Below are 17,913 nucleotides of genomic sequence, written 5' to 3' on the forward strand. Positions count from 1 at the left end.
CACGATTGAGCGCATTCCAGCGGGAGCGGCTGCCAGTTGAAAAAGATCGCACTGTTCGCCGACGTCCAGAACCTCTACTACACCGTGCGCCAAGCCCATGGCTGCCACTTCGACTACAGCGCGCTGTGGTCGCAGGTCAGCGCCCAGGGCGAAATCGTCGAGGCGCTGGCCTATGCCATCGACCGCGGTGACAGCAAGCAGCAGCAGTTCCAGCAGATCCTGCGCAACCTGGGTTTCGAGGTGCGCCTCAAGCCCTATATCCAGCGCAGCGACGGCTCGGCCAAGGGCGACTGGGACGTGGGCATCACCTTGGACGTGTACGAGGCCGCCAGCCGAGTCGATTTGGTGGTGCTGGCCTCCGGCGACGGCGATTTCGACCAGTTGCTGGAGCGGGTGATGCGCCGTTTCGGTGTCGAAACGCTGGTTTACGGTGCGCCGGGGCTCACGGCGCTGTCACTGATCCGCGCGGCGACGGGCTATGTGCCAATTGAAGGCAACTTGCTGCTGCGTCATTAGTTTTTCTTGCCGTTGCCCATCAGGTGATCCAGCGGCACCCGCCGTTCCACGGCGCTGGACAAGATGATCGCGGTCTTGCTGAAACCCAGTTGCGACACCTGATTGATCAGCGCTTCGAGCTCGGGCATCGACGCCACCGCCGCCTGCATGATCACGCAGGGGTCACCCGTGACCCGATGGCATTCGGTGAGCTGGGGAATACGCGTGAGGGCGTCGTAGGCCTGCTGGTTGCCATGGCTGTTCAGCCGCAGCTCGATGACGCACTGGATCGGCAGGCCGATCTTTTCCAGATCGACCTTGGCGGTATAGCCGGTGATCACGCCGCTGGCCTCGAGCTTGGCCACCCGTTCGGCCACGGCCGGGGGGACAGGTTGACCTGGCGGGCGAGTTGGGCGTAGGAGGCGCGGCCGTCCTCGAGCAGGGCGGCGAGCAGCATGCGGTCGTATTTGTCCATCGGAGCCTCGTTCCGGCAATCGACGGTAAATCCGTGTAATTACCGTTGATTGAAAAGTGTCATGCCTGATTAAACCTGTTTTGTAACTTATGTTTGCCCAGGCGCCTTTCTAAACTAAGACACCCGTAAACGGATTTCGAGTCTTTTATCATGCCCGCCTCCCGTCGCTTTCCCTGGTTGCTCCTGGGCGCCTTCACGGCGCTGTACCTGGTCTGGGGTTCCACTTACCTGGCCATCCGCATCGGTGTCGAATCCTGGCCGCCTATGTTGATGGCGGGGGTGCGCTTCGTCATTGCCGGCAGCCTGCTGTATGGCTTCCTGCGTTGGCGCGGCGTGCCGGCGCCCACTTGGCCGCAGTGGCGCTCGGCCGGCGCCATCGGCTTTCTGCTGCTCAGCTGTGGTAACGGTGGCGTGACCCTGGCCGAGCACGCCGGTGTCGCTTCGGGCGTTGCGGCCCTGGCGGTGGCCACGGTGCCGCTGTTCACCCTGCTGTTCGGCCTGTGGTTCGGCCACCGCAACTCGCGCCTGGAGTGGGCGGGCATTCTGCTTGGGCTGGCCGGCATCGCGCTGCTCAACCTGGGCTCTAACCTGCAGGCCAGCCCCATGGGCGCGGCGCTGCTGATCTTCGCTGCCGCTGCCTGGGCCTTCGGTTCGGTGTGGAGCAAGACCCTGCCGCTGCCTCAGGGCGCCATGGCCAGCGCGGCGGAAATGCTGGTCGGTGGCGGCGCCTTGCTACTGGGTAGCGCCCTCAGCGGCGAGCGCCTGACGCAGATGCCGAGCGCGGCGGGCTGGGGTGCGCTGGCGTATCTGGTGGTGTTCGGTTCGATCGTGGCGTTCAGTTCCTATATGTATCTGCTCAAGCACGTGCGCCCGGCGGCCGCCACCAGCTATGCCTACGTCAACCCGGTGGTGGCGGTGCTGCTGGGTATCGCTTTCGCCGGCGAGCGGATCGGTGCCGAGGAAGCCTTGGCCATGGGCGTGATCGTCGGCGCAGTGGTGCTGATCGGCCTGCCGCAGTGGCGACGGGCGCCGCGTCAGGTGGCCTGAGCAGCGCAAGGCCACAGCGAAGGCAGGCTTGCGGTAAACTGCCGCCTTCGCTGAACCCCCTCTGACGGTACATCCATGACTTTCGCCAAACTCGGCCTGATCGAACCGCTGCTGCGCACCCTGGAGCAGTTGGGCTATTGCACTCCAACGCCGGTCCAGGCCCAGGCCATTCCCGCCGTGCTGGCCGGCCGCGACCTGATGGCCGCCGCCCAGACCGGCACCGGCAAGACCGCCGGCTTCGCCCTGCCCGTGTTGCAACGCCTGGCGCTGGAGGGCGGCAAGGTGGACAGCAACTCGATCCGCGCCCTGGTGCTGGTGCCCACCCGCGAGCTGGCCGAGCAGGTCCACGCCAACATCCGCGAGTATGCCGAGCAACTGCCGCTGAGCACCTATGCCGTGTATGGCGGTGTCAGCATCAACCCGCAGATGATGCGCCTGCGCCGCGGTGTCGACCTGCTGGTAGCCACCCCGGGTCGGCTGCTCGACCTGTTCCGCCAGAACGCCCTGAAATTCGCTCAGGTGCAAATGTTGGTACTCGACGAAGCCGACCGCATGCTCGACCTGGGTTTCGCCGAAGAATTGCAGGCGGTGTACGCCGCGCTGCCGCGCAAGCGCCAGACCCTGCTGTTCTCGGCCACCTTCTCCGAGCAGATCCGCCTGCTCGCCGGGTTGGCGCTGAGCGATCCGCTGAGTATCGAAGTGAGCCCGCGCAATGCCGCCGCCACCACGGTCAAGCAGTGGCTGGTGCCGGTGGACAAGAAGCGCAAGACCGACCTGTTCTGCCACCTGCTGCGCAAGCAGCGCTGGAGCCAGGTGCTGGTGTTCGCCAAGACGCGCAACGGTGTCGATCAACTGGTCGAGCGCTTGCTCGCCGACGGCATCAAGGCCGACGGCATCCATGGCGACCGTCCCCAGGCCACCCGCCAGCGCGCGCTGGATACCTTCAAGGCGCGCGAGATCCAGGTGCTGGTGGCCACCGACGTGGCGGCGCGCGGTCTGGACATCGACGACCTGCCGTTGGTGGTCAACCTCGATCTGCCGATCGTTGCCGAGGACTATGTGCACCGCATTGGCCGCACCGGTCGCGCCGGCAACAAGGGCGAGGCGATCTCGCTGGTGTGCGCCGATGAAGTGCAACTGCTGTCGGCCATCGAAACCTTGATCCGCCAGACCTTGCCGCGCCATGAAGAGGCGGATTTCATCCCCGATCACCGGGTGCCGATGACCGACGCCAGCGGCCAGGTGCTGAAGAAGCCGAAAAAACCCAAGAAGCCCAAGGGGAACAGCGCCAAGCGCGGCTTGGGCAAGTGGATGGACAGCGCCGAGGACGCTGCGCCGACGGTCAAGCCGGTACGCAAGGTGCCAAGTTTCAATGGCGGACCGCGTAAGCGCAAACCCTAGTGGCGCAAGGCCGACCGCGAGACGAGGTTGACTGCAGGTGGGGTGTCATGGGGTAGTCGAGGCGGGCTGGTGTTCAGCGACCCACTGCGCCGCAGCCCGTCCGGCGCGCAGGCCGCTGGCGAAGCAGGCGGTGAGTAGGTAGCCGCCGGTCGGCGCTTCCCAGTCCAGCATCTCGCCGGCGCAGAACACGCCCGGCAGTGCCTTGAGCATCAAGCCGTCGTCGAGCGCCTCGAAGCGCACCCCGCCGGCACTGCTGATCGCTTCGTCCAGTGGCCGTGTGCGCACCAACTCGATGGGCAGCGCCTTGATCGCTTCGGCCAAGCGCTGCGGATCGACGAAGGTCGCCGGGTCGGTCAGTTCGCGCAGCAGCGCAGCCTTCACCCCATCGATGCCCAATTGCCCTTGCAGGTGCCGGGCCATGGACCGCGAACCGCGCGGCTTGGCCAGGGCCTGGGCGATCTTGTCCACAGGCCGGTCCGGCAGCAGGTCGAGCAACAACGTGGCGCGACCTTCGCGTTCCAGGCTGGCGCGCAGCGGCGCCGACCAGGCGTACACCAGGCTGCCCTCGACCCCCTGTGCCGTGAGGATGAACTCGCCCTTGCGCGGCGCGCTGCCCGGTACGCTCAGGGCGATGTTCTTCAGCGGCGCCCCGGCGAACTTGGCCTTGAGCACCTCGCTCCAGCCCTCGACCTCGAACCCGCAGTTGCTCGGGCGCAGTGGCGAGATATCCACAGCCCGCTCGGCCAGCACGGGCACCCAGGCGCCATCCGAGCCCAGGCGCGCCCAACTGCCGCCGCCCAGGGCCAGCACCACCGCCTGGGCGTGCCCGTGCCGTTCGCCCTGTGGATAACCGATGCGCAGCGCCCCTTCGGCAGTCCAGCCCAGCCAGCGGTGCCGGGTGTGGATAACCACGCCGGCTTCGCGCAGGCGCTTGAGCCAGGCGCGCAGCAGTGGCGCGGCCTTCATGTCGGTGGGAAACACCCGACCCGAGGTGCCGACGAAGGTCTCGATGCCCAGGCCGTGAATCCACTGGCGTAGCGCCTGTCCGTCGAAGTCGCGCAGCAGCGCATCGAGCGCGTCGCGGCGCTCGCCGTAGCGACCGACAAAGGCGGGGTAGGGCTCCGAGTGGGTGATGTTCATGCCGCCGACGCCGGCCAGCAGGAACTTGCGGCCGACCGAGGGCATGGCGTCGAACACCTCCACCGTCACACCCGCCTGGGCCAGCGCCTCGGCGGCCATGAGGCCGGCGGGACCGGCACCGATCACGGCGACGAGGGAGGGCGAGCGGGGCAGGAGTCGGTCATGGCGGCAGGCGGCTGTGGAAAAGACCCGGCATTCTACCCCAGCGCTGGGTCCGCAGGCACTGTACAAAAAATGATCAGATGCTTGCACATCAGGCAGTTAAAGGGCTGTAGCGGCTTTCGCTCAGGTTATCCACAGGCGGTTCCACAGTCATTGTGCGTAACCCAGCACCCGCGCTGCGCTGTGGTGGAGAATGCCGTGACGACGGGCCAAGGCCTCGCGGTCCTTGCTGTAGCCGCCGCCGATCACCCCAGCCACCGGAATGTCGCGGCCCAGGCAATGACGCAGCACCGCCTCGTCGCGTGCGGCAACCCCGGCATCGGTCAGTTGCAGGTAGCCAAGGGCATCGTCCTGGTGGACATCGACGCCGGCGTCGTACAGCACCAGGTCAGGCTGATACAGCGGCAACAAGTAGTTGAGCGCATCGTCCACCACCTGCAGGTAGGCCGCATCGCCCATGCCGCGTGGCAGCGGGATGTCCCAGTCGCTGCACGCCTTGCGCGCCGGGAAGTTCTGCTCGCAGTGCAGCGAGACGGTGATGGCGTCCGGGGTGTCCTCAAGGATGCGCGCGGTGCCGTCGCCCTGGTGCACGTCGCAGTCGAAGATCAGTACCCGCTGGACGCGCCCGGCTTCGAGCAGATAGCGGCTGATCACCGCCAGGTCGTTGAAGATGCAGAAACCCGCCGGGTGGTCGTAGTGAGCGTGGTGGGTGCCGCCGGCCAGGTGGCAGGCGATACCCTGTTGCAGCGCCATTTCGGCGGTGAGCAGCGAGCCGCCGACGGCCCGCACGGTCCGCCGGGCCAGCGCCTCGCTCCAGGGCAGGCCGAGCCGGCGCTGGTCTTCGCGCGACAGCTCGCCGCTCATGTAGCGGTCGATGTAGGCGCGGTCGTGGGCCAGTGCGAGGATGTCATCGGGGCAGATGGCCGGGCGCAGCAGCGCCTCGTCCTGGGTCAGGCCGCTGGCGACCAGGTGGTCGCGCAGCAGGCGGAACTTGTCCATTGGAAAGCGGTGCTCGGGCGGGAATTCCGGGCTGTAGTCGTCGTGGTAGATCAGGGGCAGGGACATGGCGAGGGTCGCGGCGAAAGGCAGCGCTGATCTTGCCTGTCCCCGGCGATGCGGCGCAAGACGAGCGCTCAGCGCTGCCGCGTGGCCAGCACCCGCTGCCAGTCCGGCTCGTTCATGCGCCCCAGAATCCGCGCTTTGCCGTTGCCATCGACCGAGACGAACAGGGCACTGGCGTAGGCGCTGTCGCGTTGACCGGGCGCGACGCTCAGCGAGCGCTGGAAATGATCGACGCAGCCGTCATGGGTGATGAGCACCAGGTTGTGACCGCTGCGTTTGTGCGCCAGGGCCTGTTCGGTGAAGTGGGCGTTGCAGCCTTCGAGCCAGTCCTCGCTGGTGACCGTGTCGCCGACAATGAAGTGCGCGGTCTGGCGGGTGCGCAGTTTCGGGCTGCTAAGCAGGTCGGCGCCCGCCAGGCCCAGGTGCTGCAGGCCTTCGCCGACGCGGCTGGCGGCCTGGCTGCCGGCCACGGTGATGCCGGTGGCGTCGTCCAGGCACGGGCCGGGCGCGCTGTCGCAGCGCTCGGCATGGCGGATCATCACGATGACCGCACCTTCAGCCCACTGCTGCAGCAGGCCACTGGCGTTTAAGTGTCGTTCGTTGCCCAGGTTCACGATGGTGGTCCTCGTCGACGCCCACAGCAGTGCCGATGCGGCGGTTAACAGCAGTGCCAGGCCCAGGGCCAGGGTGATGCGCGGCAGGCGCTGCCACGTACGGCGCGTGGGCATGACCAAGGGGATAAAGGTGTCGCTCGACAGCATGCGCGGGCTCCGGCAGGAAAGGGCCGCGAACAGGGCGGCGGCGGGTGTGGGGCAATTGTGCGAACGGATCTGTGGGAGCCCGGTGAAGCCGTTGTGAAAAATCCATTGGCCCCGGCACATGAGGAAATCTTCATCCATTGCCTACGCTGTAGACTGCAGCCCAGTGCCAGCCGGAGCCCCGTCCATGACCCCCATCCTCACCCTCGAAAGCGCACGCCTGAACCTGCGCCAGTGGCACGACGATGATCTGCCGGCCTTCGCCGAGATGTGCGCCGACCCGCAGGTGATGCGCTACTTTCCAGCGCCCTTGACGCGCCTGGAATGCGCCGCGCTGATCGGTCGCATTCGCGGGCATTTCAGCGAATACGGCTACGGCCTCTGGGCCCTGGAGCGCATGGACAGCGGCGCGTTCATCGGCCTGACCGGGCTGCTCAACGTCAATTTCGAAGCGCCCTTCGCACCGGCCGTGGAAATCAGTTGGCGCCTGGCCCGGCGCCACTGGGGGCAGGGTTTCGCCAGCGAAGCGGCGTGGACCTGCCTGCGCTGCGCGTTCGCGCAGTTGCGTCTGGACGAGGTGGTGGCCTTCACCAGCCAGGACAACGTGCCGTCGCAGAAAGTGATGCAGGCCATCGGCATGCGTGAGGACGAAGCGGGCCGCTTCGAGCACCCGCGTCTTCCCGAGGGCCACCCGCTGCGCCCGCACGTGCTCTATCGCATGGACCGTGCGCACTGGGAACGTAGCGTGCGCGGCTGAACGGCACTTGCGCGCGGCGGCGCTGACAAATTCTGTATGATTCGCGCCATTCAACCGATTGCCGCAATGCCGTAGGAGACATCGCCGATGAGCCACGTACTGGACGACCTGGTCGACCTGTTGAGCCTCGAACCCATCGAAGAAAACCTGTTCCGAGGTCGCAGCCAGGACCTGGGCTTCCGCCAACTGTATGGCGGCCAGGTGCTGGGCCAGTCGCTGTCGGCGGCCAGCCAGACGGTGGAGGACGCCCGCCACGTGCATTCGCTGCACGGCTACTTCCTGCGCCCGGGCGATGCCAGCATGCCGGTGGTGTACTCGGTGGACCGGGTGCGCGACGGTGGCAGCTTCAGCACGCGCCGGGTCACGGCGATCCAGAAGGGCAATCCGATCTTTACCTGCAGCGCCTCGTTCCAGTACGACGAGGGCGGTTTCGAGCACCAGGCGACGATGCCCGAGGTGGTCGGGCCGGAAAACCTGCCCAGCGAAGTAGAACTGGCCCGGGCCATGGCCGACAAGCTGCCCGAGCGCATCCGCGACAAGGTGCTGTGCGCCAAGCCCATCGAGATCCGTCCGGTCACCGAGCGTGATCCGTTCGACCCCAAGCCCGGCGATCCGGTTAAGTACGCCTGGTTCCGCGCCGACGGCAACCTGGCCGACACTCCAGCGCTGCACAAGTACCTGTTGGCCTATGCCTCGGACTTCGGCCTGCTGACCACTGCACTGCTGCCCCATGGCCGCTCGGTGTGGCAGAAGGACATGCAGATCGCCAGCCTCGACCACGCGCTGTGGTTCCACCGCGACCTGCGTGCCGACGAGTGGCTGCTGTACGCCACCGACAGCCCTTGGGCCGGCAACGCCCGCGGCTTCAGCCGCGGCAGCATCTTCAACCGCGCCGGGCAACTGGTGGCTTCGACCACCCAGGAAGGCCTGATCCGCCACCGCAAGGACTGGGCATGAAGCTGCACGAGGCGCGCCATTGGGTGTTCGACATGGACGGCACCCTCACCGTGGCGGTGCACGATTTCGCCGCCATCCGCCGCACGCTGCAGATTCCGCCCGAGGACGACATCCTGGGCCATCTCGCCGCGCTGCCGCCGGCCGAGGCGGCCGCCAAGCACGCCTGGCTGCTGGAGCATGAGCGCGAACTGGCGCTGACCTCGACCGCTGCCAGCGGCGCCGTGGAGTTGGTGCGCGAGTTGGCGGCGCGGGGCTGTCGCCTGGCGATCCTCACCCGCAATGCCCGCGAGCTGGCGCATATCACCTTGCAGGCGATTGGCTTGGCCGACTGTTTCCCCGTCGAGCAGGTGCTGGGTCGCGACGAAGCAGCGCCCAAACCCGAACCCGAAGGCCTGCTGCACATCGCCAAGGCCTGGGGCGTGGCCCCCACGCAATTGCTGATGGTCGGCGATCACCGCCACGACCTGGATTGCGGTCGCGCCGCCGGTGCCGGCACGGTCCTGGTGAACCTGGCGGACAACCCTTGGCCGGGCCTGGCCGACTGGCACGCCCCGGATTGCCGGGCCTTGAAGGCGATGTTGGACTGACGGCCGCTGGCGCCGAGATTGCGACACCGCGTGAACATGCGTTTGCTGTTCATCTGCAGCGCATGATCTCCAGCGTCCAGCGCGGTTTTGTGGGAGCGGCCTTGCGTCGCGATTGGACCGCGTAGCGGTCCCAGGTTTTCAGCTTCGCCGCTGCCATTGCCGGGACCGCTCTGCGGTCCAATCGCGACGCAAGGCCGCTCCCACGAGATCGTGCAGCCCCCAAGAAGTTAAGCAAGACCGCGGGTCGGTGGTAGGTGAAAGACAGTTGGCTTGCGCGATGTCCGCATAAACCCCTGGAGCATGGGGTGGTACGGCCTCACAGTCACCGCGCCAGCGCATGACATTCCATTACATTCCGACACGCTGCCCAGGGCACGGCGGCGACTAGAATGCGCGGCTTGAATGAGACCGATTCTCTGTCACGCATCCGCAGTCGCAGGAGCCCTCGCATGTCCGCCATTCTCCGTCGCGCGCGGCAGTTGCTGCCGCTCGTGGTCTTTCTCGCGGCCGGACTGGGCATCGCCCAGACCGCCAGCGCCACCCAAGTCACCGACGTGCTCGGACGCAAGGTCGAGATGGACCACGCGCCGCAACGCATCGTCCTCGGCGAGGGCCGGCTGTTCTTCGCCCTGGCCCTGCTCGACCGCGACAACCCGTTCCAGCGTGTGGTCGGTTGGCAGAACGACATGCGCCTGCTCGACCCGCACACCTATGAGGTCTACGCCAAGCGTTATCCACAGGTGGCCAAGCTGCCGCTGATCGGCCAGGCCTCGGAGCAGAGCGTCAGCGCCGAGCAGATCCTGGCGCTCAAGCCGGACCTGGCGATCTTCAGCATCGCCGGCGAAGGGCCGACCCAGCACAGCCCGGTGGCCGACCTGCTGGAGCAGGCGGGCATTCCCGTACTGTTCATCGATTTCCGCGTGCACCCGATCGAGAACACCCGGGTCAGCCTGCAAGCGCTGGGCACGTTGCTCGGCCGTGAGCAGCAAGCGCAGCAGTACCTGAGCTTCTACGACAGTCACCTCAAGCGAGTCACCGATGCGCTGGCGGGGCTCGAGCCCAGCCAGCGGCCCAAGGTGTTCCTCGAACTGCTGGCCGGTGTCTGGCAGGCGCCGGGCCATACCACGGGCAAGAGCGGCCTGGGCAGCGTGGTCGAGGCAGTCGGTGGGCATAACATCGCCGCCGACGTGGTGCCCGGCGCGCTGGGCGATGTCAGCGTCGAATATGTGCTCAAGGCCGACCCGGACGTCTACATCGCCACCGGCAACCGTGCTCCAGGCGTGCTGCTCGGGGCTGGCGTAAGCGCCGACAGCGCACGCCAGAGCCTGGCGAAGATCACCGCGCGCCCCGAATTCGCGCCGCTGCGGCCGATCCGCGAGGGCCAGGCCCATGGCCTGTGGCACGACTTCTACAACTCGCCGTTCAACATCCTGGCCATCGAAGCCATGGCCCGCTGGATTCACCCCGAGCGCTTCAAGGACCTGGACCCGCAGGCGACCATGGGCCAGATCAACCGGATGCTCGAAGTCGGCCTGGACGGCCACTATTGGATCGACGCCCAGTGACGGCCCAGGCCCAGGCCCAGGCGCTGCCAGGCGTCGAACAGGCGGCCTGGCAGTATCGACGCCTGTTGTGGCGGCGTACCGCACTGGTCGGCGGCCTGGCCGTGCTGTTGCTGCTGTCGGTGCTCGGTGACCTGGCCAGCGGCGCCTCGGGCATGGGCCTGGGGCAATTGCTGCACGGGGTGTTCGACCCGAGCACGCTGAGCGCCACCGAGCGGGTGATCATCTGGAACGTGCGCCTGCCCTATGCGCTGATGGCGGTGCTGGTGGGCGCGGCCCTGGCGCTGGCCGGCGCCGAAATGCAGGCGATCCTCGACAACCCCCTGGCCAGCCCGTTCACCTTGGGCGTGTCGTCGGCCGCCGCGCTCGGCGCCTCGCTGGCCATCGCCTACCCGCTGAGCGTGGCCTGGCTCTCGCCCAGCGCCCAGGTGACGGTGATGGCGTTCGTCTTCGCGTGCCTGTCGGTGCTGCTGTTGCAGGGCATGTCGCGGCTGCGCGGCGCGGGGGTCGAAAGCCTGGTGCTGTTCGGCATCGCCTTGGTGTTCAGTTGCAACGCGCTGGTGTCGTTGCTGCAACTGCTGGCCACCGAGGACGTGTTGCAGCAACTGGTGTTCTGGACCCTCGGCAGCCTGGCCCGGGCCAACTGGCAGAAGCTTGGCATCCTCGCTGCGGTGCTGGCGCTGGTCATGCCGTTTTCCTTGCGCAGCGCGTCGGCCATGACCTTGCTGCGCATGGGTGAGGACCGCGCGCGCAGCTTCGGTGTGGATACCCGACGCTTGCGTGTGGCCTCGCTGCTGCGCATCAGCCTGCTGTCGGCGACCGCCGTGGCCTTCGTCGGCACCATCGGTTTCATCGGCCTGGTCGGCCCGCACATCGCGCGCTTGCTGGTGGGCGAGGACCAGCGCTTCCTGTTGCCGGCCAGCGCCCTGGTCGGGGCGCTGCTGCTGTCGCTGTCGTCGATCGCCAGCAAGTTGATCCTGCCGGGGGTGATCGTGCCGGTCGGCATCGTCACCGCGCTGGTCGGCGTGCCGGTGTTCGTGGTGCTGGTGTTCAAGCGCGGGAGGCGACTGTGAGTCTGCGTATCGACGAGGTCTCGGTGGCCTATGGCCGACGTTCGATCATCCAGGGCCTGAGCCTGCCGGAGCTGCCGGCCGGCAGCCTGGTGGCGCTGGTCGGGCCCAACGGCGCCGGCAAGTCCACCTTGCTCCGCGCCTTGGCCGGGCTGGAGCGGATGCAGGGCGCCGTGCATCTCGACGGCGAGAACGTCACCCGCCTGCCGTTCGCCGAGCGCGCCCGGCGCCTGGCCTACATGCCCCAGCAGTTGCCGCCGGGGTTGGCCTTGGGCGTATTGGAGAGCATCGTCGCCGCACTGCGCGTGGGCGCGGCGCAGGACGTGCTGGGCACGGCGTACGAGGCGCTGCGCCAACTCGGCATCGAGCACCTGGCCGAGCAGGGGCTCGACAGCCTGTCCGGCGGCCAGCGCCAGTTGGTGGCCCTGGCCCAATTGCTGGCGCGCAACCCCCAGGTGCTGCTGCTCGACGAGCCCACCAGCGCGCTGGACCTGCACTACCAACTGCGGGTGATGGATGCGGTGCGCGAGCGTGTCGTGCGCCATCGCCTGCTGGCGGTGGCGGTGCTGCACGACATCAACCTGGCGGCCAGCCATGCCGATTGCCTGGTGATGCTGGAGAAAGGCCGGGTGGTGGCCTGCGGCACTGCGGCCCAGGTGTTGGCGCCGGACTTGCTGGCGCAGGTGTACGGCGTCGAGGCGCGGGTCGAACAATGCTCGCGTGGCCGCCTGCAAGTGCTGGTGGACCGGGCGCTGCGCTGAGTCCTGACGCAGGCGGCGCCCCTCTCGGTGGCGTGCGCGGATAACCGGTGTCGTGATCGAACACCTTCGCGGCGCTCTCGAACAATTAGCCCTGCACCCGCACTGTTTGAATGAAGCCCACTTCGACGCCGCAGTCCGTCAACCCGTGAACAACCTCAACAACATCACGTGGACTGCGTGCAATTCATTGTTTTAAAAGGAGATCGTTTCCGCCTACGCCTGCCCGTCCTTACTTGTGTCAGCAAAAAGAGAACAATATCAATGAACACCGTGGGTACTGATGGCAACCTTGCTCAAGGTTTCAAGCCACGTCATGTAACGATGCTGTCCATCGCGGGCATCATTGGTGCAGGACTTTTCGTCGGCTCCGGACACGCCATCGCGGCCGCCGGCCCCGCTACCATCCTTTCCTATTTCGTTGCCGGCACCTTGGTCGTGTTGGTGATGCGCATGCTCGGCGAGATGGCTGTCGCCCATCCCGACACCGGTTCGTTTTCCACCTACGCCGACCAGGCCATTGGCCGCTGGGCCGGCTACACCATCGGCTGGCTGTACTGGTGGTTCTGGGTGCTGGTCATTCCCATCGAAGCGCTCGCCGCCGGGCACGTGCTCAACGCCTGGTTCCCGCAAGTGGACAGTTGGATCTTTGCCCTGGCCTCGGTGCTGCTATTGGCGTGCACCAACCTGTTCAGCGTCGCCAAGTACGGCGAGTTCGAATTCTGGTTCGCCATTCTCAAGGTCACCGCGATCCTCGGCTTCATCGGCCTAGGCTTCGCCGCGCTGATGGGGTGGCTGCCCAACCGCGAAGTCAGTGGCCTGAGCACGCTGGTGGCGCAACACGGCGGCTTCGCCCCCAACGGCTGGTCGGCGGTGATCGGTGCGTTCATCACCGTGATGTTCAGCTTCATCGGCACCGAGGCGGTGACCATCGCCGCGTCCGAGTCCAGCGACCCGTCGCGCAACATCGCCAAGGCCACCCGTTCGGTGATCTGGCGGATCAGCACCTTCTACATCCTGTCGATCTTCGTGATCATCTCGGTGGTGCCGTGGAATGATCCGCAGTTGGCCGTGGTGGGTTCTTACCAGCGCGCGCTGGAGATCATGAACATCCCCAACGCCGCCTTCATGGTCGACATGGTGGTGCTGGTGGCGGTGACCAGTTGCATGAACTCGTCGATCTACATCGCCTCGCGCATGATGTACTCGCTGGCCAAGCGCGGCGACGCGCCGGCCCTGCTCAAGCACACCTCGAAAGTGGGTGTGCCTCGTGCCGCGGTGTTCGGCAGTACGCTGATCGGCGCCGCCATCGCCGTGCTGAACTATTTCGCCCCCAAAGGCGTGTTCGAGTTCCTGCTGGCCAGCTCCGGCGCCATCGCCTTGCTGGTGTACCTGGTCATCGCCATCTCGCAACTGCGCATGCGCCGTCGCCTGGAGCGCGAAAGCACCGAACTCAAGTTCCGCATGTGGCTGTTCCCCTGGCTGACCTGGGGCGTGATCGTGTTCATCAGTTGCGCGCTGGCGGTGATGATGTTCACCGAGGAACATCGTGCCGAAGTCAGCGCGACCCTGAGCCTGGCGATCCTGATCTCGTTCCTGGGCATCGTCACCACCCGTGGGCATGCGCGCAAGATCGTGGCGGGCTCGATGGGCTGAACGCCGCGCGTGTAACTCGATGTGAAGAGGGGCGCCTTTACCGGGCGCCCCTCTGTCGTTTACCACAGCCCACTCGGAGCGGTCCGACAGCGATTGAGCGGCGCCCTTGGATAGGCTTCCTGGCTTACCTTCCTGCCAGGAGTGCGCCCATGTCCACACCCCGCAACACGCCCGAAAACACTTCACCGCAAGGTCAGGGCGAAGACCGCTTCGCCGAAGTGGTGACCCTGATTCACGGCGCGCGCCAGCGCTGCCTGCAGGCGGTCAACACGCACTTGATCGAGCTGTATTGGCAGGTCGGTGCTTACATCAGCCGCAAGATCGAGAGCGCCGAATGGGGCGATGCGGTGGTCACTCAGTTGGCCGCACACCTGGCGCGGACGCAGCCGGGGTTGCGCGGGTTTACCCGACGGAACCTGTTTCGCATGCGTCAGTTTTACGAGGCCTATCGTTACGACGAGAAAGTGTCAGCACTGCTGACACAATTACCCTGGACGCAAAACCTGACCATCCTCACCCAGAGCAAGCGACCGGAAGAGCGGGAGTTTTACTTACGCATGACGGTACGCGAACGTTGGTCCAGTCGCGAACTCGAACGCCAGATGCGCACCGCCCTGTTCGAGCGCAGCGTCACCGATCCGGTCAAGGCCTCGGCCTCCCTAGCCGACGCTCACCCGCAGGCACTGTCGGTGTTCCGCGATACCTACTTGCTCGAGTTCCTCGACCTGCCGGACACCCACGCCGAGGCCGACCTGCACAGAGGCCTGTTGCAGCGTCTGCAGCGTTTTCTCATCGAGCTGGGGCGCGATTTCTGCTTCGTCGGCGCCGAGTACCCGTTGCAAGTCGGTGGACGCGACTTCGCCCTCGACCTGCTGTTGTTCCACCGGGGCCTCAACTGCCTGGTGGCGGTAGAGCTCAAGGTGGGACGCTTCGAGCCCGAGCACCTGGGCAAGTTGAATTTCTACCTGGAGGCCTTGGACCGCACGGTGCGCAAACCCCATGAGAACCCGAGCATCGGTGTGCTGCTGTGTGCCAGCCAGCATGACGAAGTGGTCGAGTATGCCCTCAACCGCAGCATGAGCCCGGCGCTGGTGGCCGAGTACCAGACCCAGCTGCCGGACAAGGCACTGCTTCAGGCCAAGTTGCAGGAGTTCTACGCCCTCGACGCCGGCTGAGGGTGTCAGTGCGGCGCGCGCGCCATCGTGACCACGTCCTTGGCCACCAGCAGCCGCGCCGCGTTGTGGCCGACGCCCTGCACCTGGAACTGTCGATGCGCGACGGGCGTTTGCCACTGCTGGGCCAGAAACGCCTCGTAGCGCAGGTAGGCGAGCTGGCGTGTCAGCCGGGTGGCGCCTTGAACGGCGGCGCCGCAGGCGTGATCCATGACCGGGTCGTCCGGCTTGTCGTCGAGCTGACCGACCATGTAGGTCACGTCGCGCGCGGCGTAGCGTCGGAACACCTGCACGGCGTCCAGGCCTTGGCGAGTGAAGTACGCCGGCGCCTGCTCCAGACCGTAGCGGTAGTGGTTGTAGTCAGGGCAATCGTGACTGGCCAGCGGCTTAAAGACGCCATCGCGCAGGCGGTTGGCATCCAGGTACAGGTAGGACGACGGGCTGGACACCAGGTAACGCACGTTGATACCGCGCGCGCCCAAGCCCTGGTCGCCGGCGCCGAGCAGGGTGTAGCGCTGCAGCAACTGGCCGCCGGCGGAGTGGCCGATCACCAGGATGTCCTTGAGCGCGGGAAAGTGCTGGCGGTCGCTCAGGTAGGCCAGCAGATCGTCGAGCACGCTGAAGCCGGCGATGCCTGCACGCCCGCTGCGCGATTCGGTGCCCTGCATCCACAGGTTCTTGGGCCATAACGGCATGTCCGGTGTGGCGAGGCGGTCGTTGACGGTGAGGAAGTTCGGCGCCAGCAGCAGGGTGTCGTTGGCGGTCAGCCCCGCCGCGCTCAGCAGTCGCTCGCCCGCCTGGTAGTAGTCGTCGGCGTTGCGGCGCACGCCGTGCAGCACGATCACCGCCCGCTGCACGGGCAGGCTGGCACGCTGCAGGTCGTCGTTGGCGAAGGCGAGGAAGGCGTAGGGGGCGGCGGTGCCCAGGCGCAGGGTCTGGGGGGCGGCCAAGGCCTGGGCGCTCAGCAGGCTGGTCAACAGCAGGAGCAGAAAGCGTCGGAGCGCGTGTGGCATGCAGGCAACCTCAATGTGCAGCGATGGTAAACCGCGTGCCTTCGATGCTAGTTCCTGCCCGCCGTGCGCGCGAGCCATGTGCGCAGTCAATTCATCCCATAGGCAGTTTTTTAATACGCGCGTCCCAGATTCTCGTAGAGAATGCTGGCAAATAGCTTTTAGCGCTTGGGGATGAACATGTTCGGCAAGATCGGTATCACCAAAAGGTTGGCCTTCGGCTTCGCATTGGTCGTGGGTTTGATGCTGATCGTCACGGCCATCGGCGTGCGGCGAGTCGGCGGCATCGACGAGCGACTGACCCAGGTCAGCAGCCAGACCACTGTCAAACAGCGCTATGCCATCAACCTGCGCGGCAGCGTGCACGACCGCGCCATCGCCCTGCGCGACGCGGTGCTGGTGCACGAGGATAGCCAATTGACGCCGATTCTCCAGGACATCCAGCGTCTGGACGACGTCTATCAGACCTCGGCCGCGCCGTTGGCCAAGATGCTCGGCGAGGGGCAGGGCAGTGCCGAAGAACTGCGTCTGCAGCAGCAGATCCAGGTCGCCGAACGCAGCGCCCAGGCGGCCACCGCGCAGTTGCTTGGACTGCGCCGGCAAGGCGATTTCGCCCAGGCCCAGGCACTGCTGCTGGCTCAGGTGGGGCCGGACTACAAGGAATGGCTGCGCAGCATCAACGCCTTCATCGACTTCCAGGAAAAGGACGTGGTGCACGACATCGCCCAGGTGCGTGCGAGTGCCTCGGGCTTCGCCGGGCTGATGCTGTGGTCGGTGGCTCTGGCCGCGTTGCTGAGCCTGGTCGCCTCCCTGCTGATCATCCGCAGCATCCGCTCGACCCTCGGTGCCGAGCCTGAGGAAGTGGCGCGTCTGTTGCGCGGCCTGGCCGAAGGCCAGATCGACCCGAACCTGCGCAGCCAGCACCCGCACAGCGTGATGGGCGCGCTGGGCACCACCAACCGTCACCTCACCGAGATCGTCACCCAGGTCAACCAGGTGGCGAGCGACCTGGTCGAGTCCTCCAGCCGCATGCGCCAGAACGCATCGGACAACCAGGGGCGCATGCAGCAGCAGGGTGACGACACCCAGCAGATGGCCAGCGCCGTGACCCAACTGGTGGCCGCGATCAACCAGATCTCCGCCTACGCCGCCACCGCTGCGCAAGCGTCCGCCGCCGCGGACCAGGAAGTGGACGCCGGCAAGACCGTGGTCGAAGGCACGGCCGATTCGATGCAGGCGTTGTCCCAGGTGCTGGAGTCGGCCAGCGAGGCGGTGCTGCAAGTGGCCTCGGACAGCCAGGCCATCGAAAGCATCATCGAGGTGATCAACTCGATCGCCGAACGGACCAACCTGCTGGCGCTCAACGCGGCCATCGAAGCGGCGCGCGCCGGCGAGTTCGGCCGGGGCTTCGCGGTGGTCGCCGACGAGGTGCGCTCGCTGGCCAACCGCACCCAGGAATCGACCCGCGAGATCAGCGCCATGATCGGCAAGTTGCAGGACGGCGCCGGCAAGACTGCGCAGATCGTCGGCAGCAGCCGCGAGCTGGCCCAGGAGACAGTGCAGCGCACGCAGGTGGCGCAGCGTTCGTTGAACGAGATCCGCCGCGAGGTGGCGGCGATCAGTCGGATGAACGAGCAGATCGCCACGGCGTCTTCGCAGCAGGACACGGCGGCGACGCTGCTGGGCCAGGATATCCAGCGCATCCAGGGCTCGTCGCAGCAGGTTCAGGCCGGCTCCACGCGCCTGGTGCAGGACAGCCAGGAGTTGCTGGCGCTGGCCGATGCACTGGGCCAGCGCATGGGCTTCTTCAAGACCCTCCGCTAACGCAAGCGGCCGCGGCGAAG

The 17,913-nt window shown here is 66.5% G+C and carries 16 protein-coding genes and 1 pseudogene; 12 read left to right on the forward strand and 5 right to left on the reverse strand.

The window, feature by feature from the left end:
* Nucleotides 1-36 precede the first annotated feature (36 nt).
* The gene (locus tag GKC70_RS03435; protein ID WP_295488487.1) at nucleotides 37-516 is read left to right on the forward strand and encodes an NYN domain-containing protein; all 480 of its coding nucleotides are present in this window, start codon (nucleotides 37-39) and stop codon (nucleotides 514-516) included.
* On the opposite strand, the pseudogene GKC70_RS03440 reads toward GKC70_RS03435, so the two are convergent.
* A pseudogene (locus GKC70_RS03440) lies at nucleotides 513-970 on the reverse strand (Lrp/AsnC family transcriptional regulator). The gene GKC70_RS03435 and the pseudogene GKC70_RS03440 sit on opposite strands and share 4 nt — an antisense overlap.
* 150 nt (nucleotides 971-1,120) lie before the next feature.
* On the opposite strand from GKC70_RS03440, the gene yedA reads away from it, so the two are divergent.
* Together yedA and GKC70_RS03450 are read left to right on the forward strand one after the other, a co-directional pair.
* Nucleotides 1,121-2,017 carry a drug/metabolite exporter YedA gene (yedA, locus tag GKC70_RS03445; RefSeq protein WP_342650440.1) on the forward strand — a complete coding sequence of 299 codons (897 nt, stop codon included), beginning with the start codon at nucleotides 1,121-1,123 and terminating at the stop codon, nucleotides 2,015-2,017.
* Between the two features lie 75 nt (nucleotides 2,018-2,092).
* On the forward strand, nucleotides 2,093-3,418 hold the full coding sequence (locus tag GKC70_RS03450; protein WP_342650441.1) for a DEAD/DEAH box helicase: 1,326 nt from the start codon (nucleotides 2,093-2,095) through the stop codon (nucleotides 3,416-3,418).
* 45 nt (nucleotides 3,419-3,463) lie between these two features.
* Here GKC70_RS03450 and GKC70_RS03455 read toward each other — a convergent pair whose 3' ends face one another.
* The 3 genes from GKC70_RS03455 to GKC70_RS03465 all read right to left on the reverse strand — a co-directional run bounded on the left by GKC70_RS03455 (nucleotide 3,464) and on the right by GKC70_RS03465 (nucleotide 6,543).
* Nucleotides 3,464-4,684: a TIGR03862 family flavoprotein gene (locus tag GKC70_RS03455; RefSeq protein WP_342650442.1), complete on the reverse strand. Its 1,221-nt coding sequence runs from the start codon at nucleotides 4,682-4,684 to the stop codon at nucleotides 3,464-3,466.
* A gap of 186 nt (nucleotides 4,685-4,870) precedes the next feature.
* On the reverse strand, nucleotides 4,871-5,785 hold the full coding sequence (locus GKC70_RS03460) for a histone deacetylase (RefSeq protein ID WP_342650443.1): 915 nt from the start codon (nucleotides 5,783-5,785) through the stop codon (nucleotides 4,871-4,873).
* Nucleotides 5,786-5,853: 68 nt separating this feature from the next.
* Nucleotides 5,854-6,543, reverse strand: a complete 690-nt coding sequence (locus GKC70_RS03465) for a histidine phosphatase family protein (protein ID WP_342650444.1) — start codon at nucleotides 6,541-6,543, stop codon at nucleotides 5,854-5,856.
* 184 nt (nucleotides 6,544-6,727) lie between these two features.
* On the opposite strand from GKC70_RS03465, the gene GKC70_RS03470 reads away from it, so the two are divergent.
* The 8 genes from GKC70_RS03470 to GKC70_RS03505 all read left to right on the forward strand — a co-directional run bounded on the left by GKC70_RS03470 (nucleotide 6,728) and on the right by GKC70_RS03505 (nucleotide 15,062).
* Nucleotides 6,728-7,297: a GNAT family N-acetyltransferase gene (locus GKC70_RS03470; protein WP_295488472.1), complete on the forward strand. Its 570-nt coding sequence runs from the start codon at nucleotides 6,728-6,730 to the stop codon at nucleotides 7,295-7,297.
* 87 nt (nucleotides 7,298-7,384) lie between these two features.
* Nucleotides 7,385-8,254: an acyl-CoA thioesterase II gene (gene tesB / locus GKC70_RS03475; protein WP_039580443.1), complete on the forward strand. Its 870-nt coding sequence runs from the start codon at nucleotides 7,385-7,387 to the stop codon at nucleotides 8,252-8,254.
* Entirely contained in the window at nucleotides 8,251-8,841 is a 591-nt protein-coding gene (locus tag GKC70_RS03480; RefSeq protein ID WP_342650445.1) for an HAD family hydrolase, read from the forward strand. The genes tesB and GKC70_RS03480 overlap by 4 nt, the downstream gene beginning before the upstream one ends.
* 449 nt (nucleotides 8,842-9,290) lie before the next feature.
* Nucleotides 9,291-10,406, forward strand: a complete 1,116-nt coding sequence (locus GKC70_RS03485; protein WP_116889294.1) for an ABC transporter substrate-binding protein — start codon at nucleotides 9,291-9,293, stop codon at nucleotides 10,404-10,406.
* Complete coding sequence (locus tag GKC70_RS03490) at nucleotides 10,403-11,476, forward strand: iron ABC transporter permease (RefSeq protein ID WP_342651460.1); 1,074 nt, start codon at nucleotides 10,403-10,405, stop codon at nucleotides 11,474-11,476. The genes GKC70_RS03485 and GKC70_RS03490 overlap by 4 nt, the downstream gene beginning before the upstream one ends.
* Nucleotides 11,473-12,234 (forward strand): ABC transporter ATP-binding protein, encoded by a 762-nt coding sequence (locus tag GKC70_RS03495; protein WP_342650446.1) that lies wholly within the window; start codon nucleotides 11,473-11,475, stop codon nucleotides 12,232-12,234. Before GKC70_RS03490 ends, GKC70_RS03495 begins: the two co-directional genes overlap by 4 nt.
* 261 nt (nucleotides 12,235-12,495) lie before the next feature.
* Entirely contained in the window at nucleotides 12,496-13,887 is a 1,392-nt protein-coding gene (gene gabP / locus GKC70_RS03500; protein ID WP_342650447.1) for a GABA permease, read from the forward strand.
* Between the two features lie 149 nt (nucleotides 13,888-14,036).
* A complete protein-coding gene (locus GKC70_RS03505) occupies nucleotides 14,037-15,062 on the forward strand; it encodes a PDDEXK nuclease domain-containing protein (protein ID WP_342650448.1) in 1,026 nt (341 codons plus the stop codon).
* A 5-nt stretch (nucleotides 15,063-15,067) separates the two neighbouring features.
* Here the strand turns inward: GKC70_RS03505 and GKC70_RS03510 are convergent, their stop codons facing one another.
* Nucleotides 15,068-16,072: a hypothetical protein gene (locus tag GKC70_RS03510; protein ID WP_342650449.1), complete on the reverse strand. Its 1,005-nt coding sequence runs from the start codon at nucleotides 16,070-16,072 to the stop codon at nucleotides 15,068-15,070.
* Between the two features lie 177 nt (nucleotides 16,073-16,249).
* On the opposite strand from GKC70_RS03510, the gene GKC70_RS03515 reads away from it, so the two are divergent.
* Nucleotides 16,250-17,893, forward strand: a complete 1,644-nt coding sequence (locus tag GKC70_RS03515; RefSeq protein WP_342650450.1) for a methyl-accepting chemotaxis protein — start codon at nucleotides 16,250-16,252, stop codon at nucleotides 17,891-17,893.
* Nucleotides 17,894-17,913: the final 20 nt, after the last annotated feature.

The organism is Pseudomonas sp. REB1044, from assembly GCF_038813925.1.
In the GTDB taxonomy this organism is placed as follows: Bacteria; Pseudomonadota; Gammaproteobacteria; order Pseudomonadales; family Pseudomonadaceae; genus Aquipseudomonas; species Aquipseudomonas boreofloridensis.

Bases quoted from the DNA above. Each gene is read 5' to 3' on its own strand.
- yedA (WP_342650440.1), top strand. From the start codon at position 1,121: ATGCCCGCCTCCCGTCGCTTTCCCTGGTTGCTCCTGGGCGCCTTCACG.
- GKC70_RS03450 (WP_342650441.1), top strand. From the start codon at position 2,093: ATGACTTTCGCCAAACTCGGCCTGATCGAACCGCTGCTGCGCACCCTG.
- GKC70_RS03460 (WP_342650443.1), bottom strand. From the start codon at position 5,785: ATGTCCCTGCCCCTGATCTACCACGACGACTACAGCCCGGAATTCCCG.
- GKC70_RS03465 (WP_342650444.1), bottom strand. From the start codon at position 6,543: ATGCTGTCGAGCGACACCTTTATCCCCTTGGTCATGCCCACGCGCCGT.
- GKC70_RS03470 (WP_295488472.1), top strand. From the start codon at position 6,728: ATGACCCCCATCCTCACCCTCGAAAGCGCACGCCTGAACCTGCGCCAG.
- tesB (WP_039580443.1), top strand. From the start codon at position 7,385: ATGAGCCACGTACTGGACGACCTGGTCGACCTGTTGAGCCTCGAACCC.
- GKC70_RS03480 (WP_342650445.1), top strand. From the start codon at position 8,251: ATGAAGCTGCACGAGGCGCGCCATTGGGTGTTCGACATGGACGGCACC.
- GKC70_RS03485 (WP_116889294.1), top strand. From the start codon at position 9,291: ATGTCCGCCATTCTCCGTCGCGCGCGGCAGTTGCTGCCGCTCGTGGTC.
- gabP (WP_342650447.1), top strand. From the start codon at position 12,496: ATGAACACCGTGGGTACTGATGGCAACCTTGCTCAAGGTTTCAAGCCA.
- GKC70_RS03505 (WP_342650448.1), top strand. From the start codon at position 14,037: ATGTCCACACCCCGCAACACGCCCGAAAACACTTCACCGCAAGGTCAG.
- GKC70_RS03510 (WP_342650449.1), bottom strand. From the start codon at position 16,072: ATGCCACACGCGCTCCGACGCTTTCTGCTCCTGCTGTTGACCAGCCTG.
- GKC70_RS03515 (WP_342650450.1), top strand. From the start codon at position 16,250: ATGTTCGGCAAGATCGGTATCACCAAAAGGTTGGCCTTCGGCTTCGCA.